Source organism: Lentimicrobiaceae bacterium (assembly GCA_028697555.1).
Classification (GTDB): Bacteria; Bacteroidota; Bacteroidia; order Bacteroidales; family UBA4417; genus UBA4417.
This window is the reverse complement of record JAQVEX010000058.1, coordinates 1-14,784: the sequence shown is the minus strand read 5'-3', so window position 1 is coordinate 14,784 and position 14,784 is coordinate 1. Positions and strand designations below refer to the sequence as shown.

General features: G+C 35.1%; 15 protein-coding genes. 8 read left to right on the top strand and 7 right to left on the bottom strand.

The genetic code is table 11. The annotated features are described in order from the left end of the window. A partial coding sequence (locus tag PHP31_08830) for an aminotransferase class I/II-fold pyridoxal phosphate-dependent enzyme (protein ID MDD3739380.1) occupies positions 1-1,216 on the top strand: 1,216 nt, incomplete at its 5' end. Positions 1,217-1,241: 25 nt separating this feature from the next. Beyond that, positions 1,242-2,069: a hypothetical protein gene (locus tag PHP31_08825; protein ID MDD3739379.1), complete on the top strand. Its 828-nt coding sequence runs from the start codon at positions 1,242-1,244 to the stop codon at positions 2,067-2,069. Here PHP31_08825 and PHP31_08820 read toward each other — a convergent pair. Beyond that, positions 2,061-2,276, bottom strand: coding sequence for a hypothetical protein (locus PHP31_08820; protein MDD3739378.1), 216 nt, complete (start codon positions 2,274-2,276; stop codon positions 2,061-2,063). The two genes, PHP31_08825 and PHP31_08820, sit on opposite strands and share 9 nt — an antisense overlap. Positions 2,277-2,571: 295 nt before the next feature. On the opposite strand from PHP31_08820, the gene PHP31_08815 reads away from it, so the two are divergent. Next, positions 2,572-3,843: a replication-associated recombination protein A gene (locus PHP31_08815; protein MDD3739377.1), complete on the top strand. Its 1,272-nt coding sequence runs from the start codon at positions 2,572-2,574 to the stop codon at positions 3,841-3,843. A 113-nt stretch (positions 3,844-3,956) separates the two neighbouring features. On the opposite strand, the gene PHP31_08810 is transcribed toward PHP31_08815, so the two are convergent. After that, complete coding sequence (locus tag PHP31_08810) at positions 3,957-4,577, bottom strand: Yip1 family protein (GenBank protein MDD3739376.1); 621 nt, start codon at positions 4,575-4,577, stop codon at positions 3,957-3,959. Positions 4,578-4,589: 12 nt separating this feature from the next. Then, the gene (locus PHP31_08805) at positions 4,590-5,714 is read right to left on the bottom strand and encodes a DUF4831 family protein (protein ID MDD3739375.1); all 1,125 of its coding nucleotides are present in this window, start codon (positions 5,712-5,714) and stop codon (positions 4,590-4,592) included. A 164-nt stretch (positions 5,715-5,878) separates the two neighbouring features. On the opposite strand from PHP31_08805, the gene upp reads away from it, so the two are divergent. Together upp and rlmD are read left to right on the top strand one after the other, a co-directional pair. Continuing rightward, positions 5,879-6,532, top strand: a complete 654-nt coding sequence (upp, locus tag PHP31_08800) for a uracil phosphoribosyltransferase (GenBank protein ID MDD3739374.1) — start codon at positions 5,879-5,881, stop codon at positions 6,530-6,532. A gap of 11 nt (positions 6,533-6,543) precedes the next feature. Next, a complete protein-coding gene (gene rlmD / locus PHP31_08795) occupies positions 6,544-7,971 on the top strand; it encodes a 23S rRNA (uracil(1939)-C(5))-methyltransferase RlmD (protein MDD3739373.1) in 1,428 nt (475 codons plus the stop codon). A 167-nt stretch (positions 7,972-8,138) separates the two neighbouring features. On the opposite strand, the gene PHP31_08790 is transcribed toward rlmD, so the two are convergent. After that, on the bottom strand, positions 8,139-8,669 hold the full coding sequence (locus PHP31_08790) for a shikimate kinase (protein MDD3739372.1): 531 nt from the start codon (positions 8,667-8,669) through the stop codon (positions 8,139-8,141). A gap of 74 nt (positions 8,670-8,743) precedes the next feature. Between PHP31_08790 and PHP31_08785 the strand changes: the two genes are divergently transcribed. Continuing rightward, positions 8,744-10,669 (top strand): RecQ family ATP-dependent DNA helicase, encoded by a 1,926-nt coding sequence (locus tag PHP31_08785; protein ID MDD3739371.1) that lies wholly within the window; start codon positions 8,744-8,746, stop codon positions 10,667-10,669. A gap of 26 nt (positions 10,670-10,695) precedes the next feature. On the opposite strand, the gene PHP31_08780 is transcribed toward PHP31_08785, so the two are convergent. The 3 genes from PHP31_08780 to PHP31_08770 form a co-directional block, all read right to left on the bottom strand. After that, complete coding sequence (locus PHP31_08780) at positions 10,696-10,968, bottom strand: HU family DNA-binding protein (GenBank protein MDD3739370.1); 273 nt, start codon at positions 10,966-10,968, stop codon at positions 10,696-10,698. A gap of 167 nt (positions 10,969-11,135) precedes the next feature. Then, positions 11,136-12,104, bottom strand: a complete 969-nt coding sequence (fmt, locus tag PHP31_08775; protein ID MDD3739369.1) for a methionyl-tRNA formyltransferase — start codon at positions 12,102-12,104, stop codon at positions 11,136-11,138. A 24-nt stretch (positions 12,105-12,128) separates the two neighbouring features. Then, complete coding sequence (locus PHP31_08770) at positions 12,129-12,818, bottom strand: tetratricopeptide repeat protein (protein MDD3739368.1); 690 nt, start codon at positions 12,816-12,818, stop codon at positions 12,129-12,131. Between the two features lie 101 nt (positions 12,819-12,919). On the opposite strand from PHP31_08770, the gene PHP31_08765 reads away from it, so the two are divergent. Beyond that, the gene (locus tag PHP31_08765; GenBank protein ID MDD3739367.1) at positions 12,920-13,732 is read left to right on the top strand and encodes a hypothetical protein; all 813 of its coding nucleotides are present in this window, start codon (positions 12,920-12,922) and stop codon (positions 13,730-13,732) included. A gap of 9 nt (positions 13,733-13,741) precedes the next feature. Continuing rightward, positions 13,742-14,440 (top strand): RNA methyltransferase, encoded by a 699-nt coding sequence (locus PHP31_08760; GenBank protein MDD3739366.1) that lies wholly within the window; start codon positions 13,742-13,744, stop codon positions 14,438-14,440. Positions 14,441-14,784: the final 344 nt, after the last annotated feature.

Below are 14,784 nucleotides of genomic sequence, written 5' to 3'. Positions count from 1 at the left end.
TTTTGAGAAAAGAACAAGCTATTTAGGACCATTAGGCGAACACGCCTACTACGCAGATGGTTATTACATGTTTCCAAAATTAGAAGGTCAAATCGGCAGCCGAATGGTTTTTGACGGCAGAGAATGCTTGATTTGGAGTTTAAACAACTACTTAGGATTGGCAAATCACCCCGAAGTTAGAAAAGCCGATACAGAAGCAACCGAACAGTGGGGATTAGCTTACCCTATGGGAGCTCGAATGATGAGCGGACATACTTCCTACCACGAAAAACTTGAAGCTGTTTTAGCCGATTTTGTTAATAAAGAAGCTGCATATCTGCTTAACTACGGTTATCAAGGTATGCTTTCTATCATCGATGCGCTTGTCGACAGAAATGATGTTATAGTGTACGATAACGAGTCTCACGCTTGTATTATCGATGGTATGCGTTTGCATATGGGTAAACGTTTTGTTTATCCGCACAACGATATGAAAAAGTTGCGCACTTGTTTGCAGCGTGCTACAAAGCTAACTTCTAAAACCAATGGTGGAATATTAGTAATTACCGAAGGTGTTTACGGAATGTCGGGCGATTTGGGCAAAATTGACGAAATAGTTAAAATGAAAAAAGATTTTAAATTCCGTTTGTTGATTGACGATGCTCACGGTTTTGGAACTATGGGACCAACAGGAGCCGGAACCGACGAACATTTCGGTGTTCAAAACGACGTTGATTTATATTTCGGAACTTTTGCAAAAGCTATTGCTACAATTGGAGCTTTTGTTGCTGGCGACAAGGATATAATAAATTATTTGAAACATAACATGCGTTCGCAAATATTTGCAAAATCGCTACCAATGCCGATTACAATAGGTGCATTGAAACGTATGGAACTTATAAAAAAATATCCCGAATTGAGAGAAAAAATGTGGACTATAGCTCATGCTCTGCAAGACGGCTTAAGAAATGCCGGAATCTCAATAGGCAATACCGAATCGGTAATTACACCTGTTATGCTTAATGGAACTATTGAAGAAGCTACCAAAATAACTCGCGAAATGAGAGAAACTTACAATATTTTCTGCTCAATAGTTACCTATCCTGTTGTGCCGAAGGGGGTTATTTTACTTCGACTTATCCCAACTGCCACACACTCGATAGACGATGTAAACCAGACTGTTGCAGCGTTTACAGAAATTAAAAACAAACTTGAAAAAGGAGCATATAAAAATTAATTATATTTAATTTTAAGCATAAACAATGAACCTTGTTCAAACAAAAATAAAAGCAAATCATGTTGCTTTTATTAATTCTCTTTTTATTGGCATTATTGCCGCCTGCTTTGTTGTACTATTTCAAATATCTTTTAACATATTGATAGGAAAATTTTTTGGATACCAGCTATTCCTTACCAACTCAACTATATATTACAATATTCCGACAGAAAAATGGACTCAGCAAATGGTGATTATTCTCTACTCTATCCCTTTTATTGCACAGGTTATTCTGCTTTTATTTTTCGGGATAATTTTTTTCAATACTATTGAGTACAACGGATACTTGCGAATATTTTTAGCTTGGGGTTTTATATTTACCCTTTCATTTATGGTTGGAAATATTTTGTTTGGTTGCTTTATTTACGAAGGTTTTGGAATAGTTTTGAGTTACTTGTATATGGGTATAGTTGCCAAAATAATAGTTGCATCTATTTGCCTATTTATACTGCTTATGATTGCTTTTTTCATGTACAGATATTTACTACTAACTGCCAATATTTATTACTTAACAATTAAACCCGAAAAGTTCAACACTTTCTTGCTTTACCATTATTTATTGCCTTCCATATTGATTTCAACTTTAATGTACATTGCCATTCGTCCTTCGACTTTTTTCAATTATTTAATGTTAATCGTTCCCGTTGTGTTTGTTCTACTTATTTTTACAAATACTACCGAAAGACACAAAATGGAATTTTCTGAAACGGAAAATGATACGTTAAGCTACAAAATTTTGATAGCTCCTATAATCATAGCAGTCGCACTACTAGCGTTTACAAAATACTTTTTACATGTAAATACGTTAGTGTAAACCGCTACTATCAGTAGTACCTGCCCTATTTATAGAATCAAGCATTTTTTGTTGAGCCGATATCAGCGTTTCAATTGAATCAGCTTTGCTTATTGAATCTGATTTAGGCGCGATAAACTTACTACTGCTAAACTTATTGCCGCAAGAGAATGTTAAAAGTACGACTAAAACAAGCAACAGCTTAAAAACAAAGGTTTTATGTTTCATTTTTATTGCAAAAGTAGTTAAAAAAAGCAAAAATTGATGTGAATATCATAACTTTTGACTATAATAGCTGTTAGCCATTAGCCATTAGCCGTTGGCTTTTTTGTGATTGGTGATTGGCGGTCGGTGTTGAGTGATGAGTGGATTTTGTCAATTAGCAATGTACAATTATTAATTAATTGATAATTACTAATTGCCCCGCACCCCGCACCACGCACCACGCACCTGCCAAAAGCTAAAAGCTAAAAGCTAATGACAAATTTTATTTAACTTTGCAAAATACAAAACTGTACAACCGATGAAAAACATACCACTTGCCGAGTTAATGCGTCCTAAAAGCATATCCGAATTTGTAGGACAAAAGCATATGATGGGAGATAATTCGCCTTTCAGGCTAATGATAGAAGATGGAAAGTTGCATTCAATGATATTTTGGGGTCCTCCAGGAGTTGGCAAAACCACATTGGCATTGCTGATATCATCGGTAAGCAATAGGGAGTTTTTTACTCTGAGTGCTGTGAGTGCTGGAGTTAAAGACGTTAGAAGTGTTATAGATAAAGCTTCGGAATGCGAAAAATCGCCTATACTTTTTATCGATGAAATCCACAGGTTTAGCAAATCGCAACAAGATTCATTGCTAAACGCCGTTGAAACCGGTAAAATCATACTTATTGGAGCCACTACCGAAAATCCTTCGTTTGAAGTTATTACACCTTTGCTTTCGCGAACTCAAGTGTATGTCCTTGAACCGTTATCAAAAGATGATTTGCTTGAAATTATAAACAGAACCGTCAAGGTTTTGGCAGATTACTTCGACATTAAAATCGTATTTAAAGAAATAGAAGCATTGCTAAGAATTTCAGGCGGTGACGCTAGAAAATTAATTAATGCAATTGAAATTATCTCCGATGCAGTCTCAAAAACCGATGGTGAAGTTGCTATCGACAACGAAAAAACAAAAAAAATAATTCAGCAACGTATAGTAACTTACGATAAAAAAGGAGAAACACACTACGACGTAATTTCTGCATTTATAAAAAGCATAAGGGGCAGTGACCCAAATGCCGCCGTTTATTGGTTAGCACGTATGATTGTCGGTGGCGAAGACCCTTTGTTTATTGCCAGACGTATGCTAATTCTTGCTTCGGAAGATATTGGAAATGCAAATCCCACAGCTTTGGTAATTGCCAATAATTGTTTCGATGCTGTAAATAAAGTCGGTTATCCCGAATGTAGAATAATTTTGTCGCAAACTGCGATATATCTAGCGTGTTCGCCCAAGAGCAATGCTTCTTACATGGCTATTAACGAAGCTATGCGAATGGTTGAAAAGCAAGGCGACTTGCCCGTTCCGCTACATTTGCGCAATGCTCCTACAAAACTTATGAGCGAACTAGGCTACGGAAACGATTACAAATACGCCCACGACTACAATCAGAATTTTGTTACTCAAGAATTTTTACCCGACCAAATTTCAAATACCGTCTTTTACAATCCCGGCAAAAACAAACGCGAAAACGACTTAAGAAATTACTTGAAAACTTTGTGGAAAGATAAGTATGGTTATTAATTACGTAATTCTGAGTCGGAAGACCGAAGTTTTGAGTTCTGAGTCGGGAGTTTTGAGTATAGAGACTTGTAGCTTAGAATCCCCACCATTCACCCACCACCAATCACCAATCACTAAAAGTACAGCAAATTCAACAACGGGAAAAAGATTTTCAACAATTTAAAACTTAAAATCTGTCCGAAAGCAAACACCAAAAATATTACTATCACCGCAATAATATAATAAGCTACCTTAGGGTTGTTCTTTCCTTCAAATAGGTTTCTGGTTCCGTACCACAACAAAATGATGATGTACAAAATAAACACCAAAATCCCTATGGGTATTAATACATGTAAAACAGGATGGATAAAAATTACAAACGAAAACAAAAATAAAGGTGTAAACGAATACACAACCAACTTAGCAGATTTAATAATTTTAGTATCGAATTTTAAAATACTTAAAATCCAGTTTAGTATGTAAGTTATTGCAATAATAAGTAGCAGCGAAAATACAGTCCAGTATAAAAAGTAAAATCCCAAAGCCAACCACAACTCCGACGAAAATTTGTAAAAAGGAAATACCGTAAACGAAATGCCTATGGTTCTGCCAAGAGCCGAAAACATTATTAAAAACAGCGAATAGTTAAAAAACAGAGTCGATAAACTGCTTTCTTCTTTTGCTATGGTTTGCCACTCGGCACTAGGTATTAGTGTTATTCTTATAGCCCTTACAATAATATCTTTTATACTCATCGGTTCTGATTACTAGTTTTGCAATAGTTTTATGTACTTAATTCCGCCTGTTTTTTCATCAAGAACAACATTGTTAAGTTTTTCTGTCGAAATTTTCCCTATTTTACCCAACTGATTAACTTCTTCTGTAGAAGAAAAGATAGAATAATTTTGCTTATTGATTGATAATTTTACCAATTCGGGAATCCTATAAAACAAAGCTTCTTCTTCATTAATAGTTTTATAATCGGAAATTGCAAACTCATCATTTTTTATTGGCTGCACAACGACAGTAACTTCGTCGCCACTACTATAACTGATAAGTGGTAAAACTCCTTCAGAGTTAGAAAATTTAAACAGCGACTCGTTAGTATTTGAAAAACTAGGCGTGTAGTAATATGTATAAGACTTATAGTAAGTATTGCTTATACCTGTATAAAGCTGGGTATATCTATGTTTCAACTCGTTTAACTTGTTGTACATAAATTCGATACTGCCTTTATCGAAAGCTATTTCGTGATAACCTGTAATCAAATTCATTATGCTTTCATCTATCTTCTTAATCTCGCTCGAAATTTCTCTTGCTTGTTGTAATGCCGATTTATTCGCATCTATATTCTTGATAAATGTTTGGGTAATTGTAGTCGTATCTAGTGATATCTTTCTGATCACAGTATCTGCGTGCAAACCCGTATTACCCACAATAGGAATAAATGTATTTTCATTATAGGAACCTATTTCTTGCTTGCTCTTTTTATGAACCGAATTGTATCCTTGCAAACCATTACCTTTATTCAGCGATAATTCCACACTTTTGAACCTGCTTCTTTCGTTAAATTTTACGAAATACACAAAATCAGGGTCGGGAGCAATAACTTTTGAAACAGAAATTTCAATTATTTCATAACTTGAATGGTCATGCGAAATGTAATCGTCGGAACCCAAAATTTGTTTGCAATATTCGGCAAAAGGACCTTTTTTATATTGGGTTTGCTTTATCAAAAAATCAATTTTAAAGGTAGTTTGGGGCAACGTATAATACAATCCATAATCCTTACCTATAGTGTTGTTATCTATCACTTTACTGACTTTTATCTGCGAAAAGCTAAGCAAATTTACAAGCATTAATGTTATTAAAATTGGAAGTATTTTTTTCATTATATTTATGTTTTTTGCTGAAGTTAATAGAAAAATCCTTAAAAATATCTGCATTGCAATGCGTACAAAATACTTTCGACAAAAGTATAAAATTAATAAAAGAAACGAAATAATCTTTGTATTATTCATTAAAATTTTAAATTTGCAAAAAAAAGACAATTATTATGATAATAAATGATTTAGGAAGTACCAATTCTCTTATAACACACTTCGTTAACGAACTTCGCGATAGAGAAATACAAAAAAACAGCCTGTGTTTTAGGAATAACTTAGTTAGATTGGGTGAAATATTTGCCTACGAAATAAGCAAAACGCTAGAATACGAACCTACAACCGTCATCACCGATTTGGGCGAAAAATCTTCGTTTAAATTCAAACGTAAACCTTTATTAGCAACTGTTTTGCGTGCCGGTATTCCCTTGCATATGGGATTGTTAAACTATTTCGATAGCTCCGATAGTGCATTTGTTTCAGCTTACAGGCAACATGCTGCAAACGAAGATATTACAATTAATGTTGAATACGTTTCTTGTCCTAAATTTTCCGATACGGTGCTTATTCTGTCCGACACCATGTTGGCAACGGGAAAATCGCTTGTACAATCATATAAGTCTATTTTAGAAAGCGGTACGCCCTACTACACTCATTTTGTCGCAGTATTGGCTAGTACCGAAGGCATCGATTACTTAAAAAAAGCAATGTACAAGAAAAAGTGCACGCTTTGGGTTGCTGCCATCGACGATGAACTTACAGCTCAAGGCTACATTGTACCCGGATTAGGCGATGCCGGCGATTTGGCTTTTGGAAACAAATTTTAATCTAAATTTCTGTGAAAAGAAAACCTATTCCTATCCAAGAGGAAGTTTTAATTCAATCTATAGGAGCCGAAGGCAAAGCTGTTGCCAAGGTTGATGGGTTGGTAATATTTGTGCCTTACGTTGTTCCTGGCGACGTTGTTGATATTCAAATTGTTTTCAGAAAGAAAAACTATTTGGAAGGAAAAGCGATACACTTTCATAAATACTCGGAATTGCGTACAGAGCCTTTCTGTAAGCACTTTGGGACTTGCGGCGGTTGCAGTTGGCAAAACATTATTTACGAAAAACAGCTTGATTTTAAAAACAATATAGTGCAAGACCATTTGCAACGTATTGGTGGACTTATCATTGAAAACATTTTACCTATTGAACCTTCGGAAGAAACAATGTATTACCGCAATAAGTTGGAATTCACATTCTCGCCGCTTGCGTGGCTTTCGGAAGAAGATATGGACAATGAAGAAAAACAAAACATTCAGGCATTGGGTTTTCACATTCCAAAACGCTTCGACAGGATTTTAAACATAGATAAATGCTATCTGCAAAAAGATTTATCTAACGATATCAGAAATACTGTAAAAAACATTGCCTTAGAAAACAATTTTTCGTTCTATAACGTGCGTACCAAAGAAGGATTGCTTCGCAATATCATTTTACGCAGCAATCACGATGGCGATTTTATGATTATTCTTGTCTTGTCGGAATATGTTGAAAATGCCATCAATGCTATATTTAATCGTTTAAAAAGTGATTTTTCGTCTATAAAATCTTTTTACCATGTTATAAATTCAAAATTAAACGATTCAATACAAGACTTGCAGCCTGAACTTTGGGGTGGAGACGAATTTTTGATTGAACATTTGGATTCGCCTGTTGATAGCAACAAAAAACTAAGCTTTCAGATTGCTCCACTATCATTTTTTCAGACCAACGTTTTGCAAACGCAAAAACTTTACAAAACAGCTTTCGATTTAGCCGATTTAAAAGGCAACGAAACAGTTTACGATTTATACTGCGGAACCGGAACCATTAGTATATACATGGCTCAGGTTGCAAAAAAAGTTGTAGGTATTGAATATGTTGATATGGCTATTGACGATGCCAACATAAACGCCAGAATTAACAACCTTAATAATATCAGTTTTTACGCAGGCGATATTGCAAAGGTTTTGGACGATGATTTTGTAAAAACTAACGGCAAACCCGACGTTATAATCACCGACCCACCACGAGCCGGTATGCACGAAAAAGTTGTAAAACAACTGCTTAACATCGAAGCCGAAAAAATTGTTTATGTAAGCTGCAACTCGGCTACGCAAGCTAGAGACGTTAAATTATTGTCGGAAAAATACTCTCCTGCCATTTCCAAAGCATTCGATATGTTTCCACACACCCATCATACCGAAAATATTATCTTGCTGAAAAAGAAAAATAGTTAGCTGTTAGCTGATAAAGGTAGAAATTAGAAATTAGAAATTAGAAATTAGAATTATCAATTTTTAACTCTAAACTCGAAACTCCTTACTCAAAAACTACCCCGCACCCCGCACCCCGTACCACGCAACCCGTAACCCGTAACCCGTAACCTGAACCACCAACCACCATTTTAAGATTTTATCAGACAGTAACGATTGCAAATAATATCAACTAATTCGGCTGGACTTTCATCAGATAGTTCAATCACAATCTTTGCCTGTGAGTAGTAAAACTTCCTTTTTTGGTATATTTCTTTGTGTTTGTCAATTTCGGCATTTGTATCGTTAAATTTGTTGAAAAGCGGTCGCTGCCTACGCGATTTGTACAACCTTTTAAATAGTACATCTTCATCAACATTTAAAAAGATAGTAATGCCGCTATTGTTCATTGTATCCATATTATTGTGAAAGCAGGGTGTTCCACCACCTACAGAGCAAACGCCCGAAAAGTTTTCAGAAACTTCTTTCAACAATTGTTGCTCAAGCTCTCTGAAACTTTTCTCCGAAAATTTCTGAAAAAATGAACTGATACTATGCTTATACTTCTTCTCAAATTCCTTGTCCAAGTCCAAAAAATCCACGCCAAGTCGCTTAGCCAACTTTCTGCCAACAGTCGATTTGCCTGCACCCATGTATCCCAACAAATAAATAATATCGCTCATACTGATTTTATTTCCACAAAATTAAAAGTTTTGCTATTAAAATAGCACAAAATACATATTTTTGATGAAGAATTATGGTACATCCTTTAGACATACTCAAGCAATATTGGGGTTACGACAGTTTTAGGGAGAAACAATTAGAAATAATTAACTCCGTACTCGCCGGTAACGATACTTTGGCTTTGCTTCCAACCGGTGGTGGAAAATCTATTTGTTTTCAGGTTCCGGCTCTTATTATGCAAGGTGTTTGTGTTGTGGTTACACCGCTTATTGCTCTAATGATTGACCAAGTTAACAATTTAAGGAAACGAAATATTTCGGCTTACGCTATACATTCGGGACTTAACTATCGCGAAATAGAAAACATCATGTTTTTGTGTAATTCGGGAGAGGTTAAATTCCTATACCTATCGCCCGAACGTTTAGTATCGGAAAAATTCTTATCAGTTTTTAAACAGACAAACGTAACTCTTATCGCCGTTGACGAAGCTCATTGTATTTCAGAATGGGGCTACGACTTCCGTCCGCCTTACCTTAAAATCGCCGATATTCGTCCTTTGTTTCCAGAAGCTCCTGTCATTGCACTTACGGCAACTGCCGTTCCTGAAATTGCCGACGATATTCAGAAAAAATTACTATTCAAAAAGAGCAATATTTTTGTCAAAAGCTTTGTCAGAACTAACTTGTCTTACATTGTCAGAAAAGTTGAAGACAAATATGCTAAAATTGTGCGAGTTTGTAATTCTATTAAGGGAACTGGAATTGTTTACGTTAGAAACAGAAGACTTACCGTCGAAATTTCTAAATATCTGAACCAAAATAATATTAAAGCCGATTATTACCACGCCGGATTGAGTACTGACGAACGCAACAAAAAACAGGACGAATGGTACAATAATAAAACTCGCGTAATGGTCAGCACCAACGCTTTTGGCATGGGAATTGACAAACCCAACGTTAGATTTGTTATACACTTCGATATCCCCGAAAACATCGAAGCATACTATCAGGAAGCCGGAAGAGCGGGCAGAGACGAGAAAAAAGCCTATGCAATTATATTGTATAACAACGAAGATATTGCTAACAGTGTAAGACTTGTCGAACAATCGTGGCCCAGCATTGATGTTGTAAAAGAAGTTTATCAAAAAATTTGCGAATACACTCAAGTTGCTGTCGATACCGAAGTCTTTGGCTCATTTGATTTTGATTTAGGATTGTTTTGCGAAAAGTATAAACTGAAACCTATAAATGTTTACAGTGCCGTTAAAATTTTAGAAAGAGAAGGATACATCGCAACCAACGAGCCATGGAATAGTTCGTCAAAACTAATGTTTACCGTCGGCAAAGAAGAACTTTTCGGCTATCAGGAAGCCGGCACAAAAATGGAAAATCTGATTAAAACAATTTTGCGAATGTACGGTGGCGTATTTTCTTCATTTGTAAACATAGATGAAAACAAAATTGCCAGAATTGTCAATATCGACAGACCAATAATCGACAAGATGCTCGAGAAACTCGACACTGACGGAATTATATCATATCTACCCAAAAAAACAAAGAATCAACTGTTTTTTTCTTCACGAAGAATAAATTCAAAGGACATAAACTTAAGCCGCGAGTACTACTATAACAGAAAGCAAAATGCTATAGAAAAAAACAAAGCAATGATTTATTACTTGCAATCGGAAACGTGCAGAAGCATGTATTTGGTTTCGTATTTCGGCGAAAAGAAAGCAAAGCCCTGCGGCACTTGCGATTATTGCTTATCCAAAAAAAGAGATAGAAAAAAGGAAAAAGAAGTAAGTAAAAAAATTACAGGCATTCTTGTCAAATTGTTAGAAAAGCAAGAATTAAGTGTTAGAGAAATTGTAAGCCAAATAAAAAAATACTCCGAAGCTGATATCCTAAACACCATACAATCATTGATTGATAAGGAAATATTAATTTCGGATATGGATATAATAAAATTCAATAAAAACAAAAAAGCCCCACGAAAGTAGGGCTTTTAGTAATTAAGTAAAATAAATTACTTAACTGCTTTTTGTAATTCAGAACCTGGTTTGAATTTTACTACTTTTTTAGCAGCAATTTTAATTTCTTTACCTGTTTGTGGGTTGCGTCCTTTGCGAGCAGCTCTTTTAGCTACGCTAAAGCTACCGTAACCTACTAAAGAAACGCGTTCACCTTTTTTCAACGCTTTTTTTGTTACTTCCATGAAAGCGTCTAGTGCACGTCTGGTGTCAACTTTTGTTAGACCAGCTTCTGCAGCCATTGCATCAATTAATTCTGATTTGTTCATTTTTTTGGGTATTAAGTTAATAAATAATATAACAGGACAAAAGTAATACTATTTATTTGTAATGCAACCTTTTATAAACATTTTTTTTACAAAATGTTAATAAATAAAGGGTTTTGTTAATAAAATCATTATAAAACCCATATAAAACCGCCATTTTGGGAATATTTTTATTCGAAAAATAAAGAATTTACACTTTTTCCTCTCAAAAATTCTTCAACACTCATCCTTTTTCTACCTTCAAGTTGCAATTCTTCTACAAAAATCCACCCATCCGATACCATTATTTTAATATAATTAACATTATCGGTAACCAAATTGCCAACTATATAATTATCGTGATTTGCCTGCTCAAAACTAACTTTAAAGATTTTTGCCGAATAAACTTTCTCGTCGTTGACCAAATTAAAATGTGTAAATGCAGCCGGATAAGGCGACAATCCTCTTACAAGATTGAAAATACTTTTACCATCCTTACTCCAATCAATTAAGCAATCGTTTTTAAATATTTTTGGAGCAAGTTTCAGTTCTCCTTCAACGGGCATATCGCTTTGCTTAGTACAAACAAAATTCCCACTCACTATCTTTTCAATAGTTTCTAACATTAATTTTTGCCCAAACGGAATAAATTTATCGTGAAGTTCGCCGGCTGTTTCATCGTCGCCAATAGGAACTCTAACATAATCAATAATATTGCCTTCGTCTATTTTTTCGTTTATAAAAAAAGTAGTCAATCCGCTATGACTCTCGCCATTAATAACAGCCCAATTAACAGGAGCGGCTCCACGGTACTGTGGCAGTACAGATGAGTGTAAATTAATGGTACCATATTTAGGAATTTGCCAAACAGATTTTGGCAACATTCTGAAAGCAACAACGACAAACAAATTTGCGTCTAATTTTTTGATTTCTTCAATAAAATCTGGCGAAGATAGGTTTTGTGGCTGTAATATAGTCAGATTCAGCTGTAAAGCTGCCTTCTTTACAGGCGATTCATTTAACTTTAAACCACGACCTGCAGGCTTATCCGGAACGGTTACAACAGCCGCTATGTCGTGTCCGGCTTCGTAAATCGCAAAAAGTTGCGGGACTGCAAAATCTGCAGTCCCCATAAAAATTATCTTAAGTTTATCTTGCAAAATAATAATCGCGTTGGTAAATTATTATTCTCCCATTCTTTCTTCGGCACTTGCTATATATTTATCGATGTTGCGCGCTTCAAAGCTCATGTGATGTTCGGTTTTAATTTTATTGTACAATTCAATAGCTTTTTTATAATCGCCCATATCTTCGTAAACAAATGCTGCACGCATCAAATAAATAGGTGTAACTAAGTCGTTGGGTTTGTACGAATATGCTTTTTGGTAGTAGTTAGCAGCTTGCTTAAGGTCGTTAAGCTCGCAATATGCATCGCCAATATTACCATAAGCCATTATTCTCAATATATAATCTTTGCTTTTAAACTTTTTTAAATACTTAACGGCTTCTTCATAATTGCCTTGTTTTAAATATATGGAACCAATGTAGTATTTAGCCAAATTTCCTGCCTTTGTCGAACTGTATGTTTCCGAAACATCTATAAATCCGGGGTAATTGCCATCTCCGTACAAAGCTTTGTCTAACGAATCTATTTCAAAATATTTTTGAGCCATGAATATCTGACTTTCAGCTTCTATTGATCTCGGATTTACATAAAACTTTTGAAACGCAAATATTCCCAATACTACTACTATTATAGCTCCTAAAATAATTGTAAGTACTTTCTGATTTTTTTCAATAAAGTGTTCGGTTTTGCTTAGCGCATCTTCAATTACGTGAATTTTTTCTTCTGTTGCTTGTTTTTTCTTAGCCATATTAATAAAAATTTGAGAGTGCAAAATTAGATGATATTTTCATATTTTTGCAAATGTATATTGATTTTTTTGTTTTTATCTAAATTAATTGCGTAGCAAAGATGAAAAAACTTATTGGCTTTTTGTTGATTTTTATGCTGTCGGGACAGATGTTTGCCGATAAAGGCTGGATTGTTAAAGGCAGATGCAACGCTAGGGGAAATGTTACTTACCTGCAAAGGTATTTTATAGATGGGAACAAAGTTAAATTTGAACAATACAACTTTATTTATTCTTGCGACTTATCTTCGGGCAAACTTATTTTAGTTGATATTGATAGTTTGTTATGCACAGCTACTACTATTAGTGAGTACGAAGAAAAAAACACAAAAATATATGAAGACTTTTTACTTAAAGGTTTTCTGAAATTTTGGGATAGCTTTGCCGACAATGATGTTGATACTGCTCTTACAAGTGTTATTATTGACAATAAATTTTCGCCAATAAGCGAAGATAGCATAACTATTACAAAAATAAACGATAGCCTGAAACTATTGGGACACAACGTTTCGGAATATGAAGTAAGAGTTAATAACAAACGTGTAGAAAGGTTTTTTCATACCTATGAAGTGGCTTGTTTCAATTCTGTAGATTTAAAAGCGTTGAACAATCTCGAAAACCTAATACATCCTACAGATTTTTCATTTAATTATACGGCAACGCAGAAATATTCAGACTTTAAGAAAAACGGTTTAATCATCAGACGGTTTTTATATGTCGACGATTTTATTGAAGAATACCAGGTAAACTGGTACGAAAACACCGATATACCTGCGTTTCATTATGAAGTCCCTTGGCAATGTAAAGTAATTTCATTAGACCAATGGTTTAAACTCTATCATCCCACAAACAGAAAATACGACGACTACGAATAATTACAACTTATGTGCAATAGCTCAGATACGGCAAATACTATAAAACAGATAGAAATTTTACAGCAATTTGTAACCGAAAATCGTTACCAAAGGATGTTGAGCATTGTTGAAGAACGAACTCAATATATGAGTATTGTATTGGAAAACATTTATCAGTCGCATAATACTAGCGCTGTACTTCGCTCCTGCGACTGTTTCGGCATTCAGGATGTTCATGTTATTGAAAATGAAAATAAATACAGCCTTAATAAGGATATAGCCTTAGGCTCATCGAAGTGGCTGAATATAATAAGGTACAACAAAAATGAAAACAATTCTGTTGAGTGCCTTAATTCACTGAAAAGTAAGGGTTATCGCTTGGTTGCAACCCTACCTTCGCCGACAGCCACATCTATATTCGATTTTGACGTATCGGCAGGAAAATTTGCCTTGCTAATGGGTACCGAACTTACGGGTTTAAGCGATATTGCGTGCAAAATGGCTGACGAAAATATTTATTTACCTATGGTAGGCTTTACCGAAAGCCTTAATATATCGGTAACTGCTGCTACATTTATGTTTTACCTATCTCAGAAAATAAAAAAACTTGATATAGCTTGGCAATTAGACGATACCACCAAAAATGAAGTTCTGCTAAGTTGGCTCAAAAATTCCGTTAGTAATAGTAATGAGATTTTAAATAGATTTGCTGCTGATGGTGAATGGTGAATGGTGATGGGTGATGGGTGATGGGTGATGGGTGATGGGTGATGGGTGACGAGTGATGAGTGATGAGTGATGAGTGATGGGTGATGAGTGGTTTTAGCAATTATCAATGTGCAATGTGCAATGTGCAATGAACCATGAAACTTCGAGACACATTGTTAATTACTAATTGTTCATTGCTAATTGAAAATTATCCCCGCAACACGCAACACGCAACACGCAACACGCAACCCGAAACACGCACCACGTACCACTCACAAACTATTCCGCAGCTCCAACAAAAACTGTTTCATCCGTAGCAATGTTTGTTCTACGTCGTGTTCACCTGCTTTACTCTTTCTTTTCGA

Excerpts from the sequence above, each read along its gene's own strand:
- PHP31_08825 (MDD3739379.1), top strand. The coding sequence starts at position 1,242 with ATGAACCTTGTTCAAACAAAAATAAAAGCAAATCATGTTGCTTTTATT.
- PHP31_08820 (MDD3739378.1), bottom strand. The coding sequence starts at position 2,276 with ATGAAACATAAAACCTTTGTTTTTAAGCTGTTGCTTGTTTTAGTCGTA.
- PHP31_08815 (MDD3739377.1), top strand. The coding sequence starts at position 2,572 with ATGAAAAACATACCACTTGCCGAGTTAATGCGTCCTAAAAGCATATCC.
- PHP31_08810 (MDD3739376.1), bottom strand. The coding sequence starts at position 4,577 with ATGAGTATAAAAGATATTATTGTAAGGGCTATAAGAATAACACTAATA.
- PHP31_08805 (MDD3739375.1), bottom strand. The coding sequence starts at position 5,714 with ATGAAAAAAATACTTCCAATTTTAATAACATTAATGCTTGTAAATTTG.
- upp (MDD3739374.1), top strand. The coding sequence starts at position 5,879 with ATGATAATAAATGATTTAGGAAGTACCAATTCTCTTATAACACACTTC.
- PHP31_08790 (MDD3739372.1), bottom strand. The coding sequence starts at position 8,669 with ATGAGCGATATTATTTATTTGTTGGGATACATGGGTGCAGGCAAATCG.
- PHP31_08785 (MDD3739371.1), top strand. The coding sequence starts at position 8,744 with ATGGTACATCCTTTAGACATACTCAAGCAATATTGGGGTTACGACAGT.
- PHP31_08780 (MDD3739370.1), bottom strand. The coding sequence starts at position 10,968 with ATGAACAAATCAGAATTAATTGATGCAATGGCTGCAGAAGCTGGTCTA.
- PHP31_08770 (MDD3739368.1), bottom strand. The coding sequence starts at position 12,818 with ATGGCTAAGAAAAAACAAGCAACAGAAGAAAAAATTCACGTAATTGAA.
- PHP31_08765 (MDD3739367.1), top strand. The coding sequence starts at position 12,920 with ATGAAAAAACTTATTGGCTTTTTGTTGATTTTTATGCTGTCGGGACAG.
- PHP31_08760 (MDD3739366.1), top strand. The coding sequence starts at position 13,742 with ATGTGCAATAGCTCAGATACGGCAAATACTATAAAACAGATAGAAATT.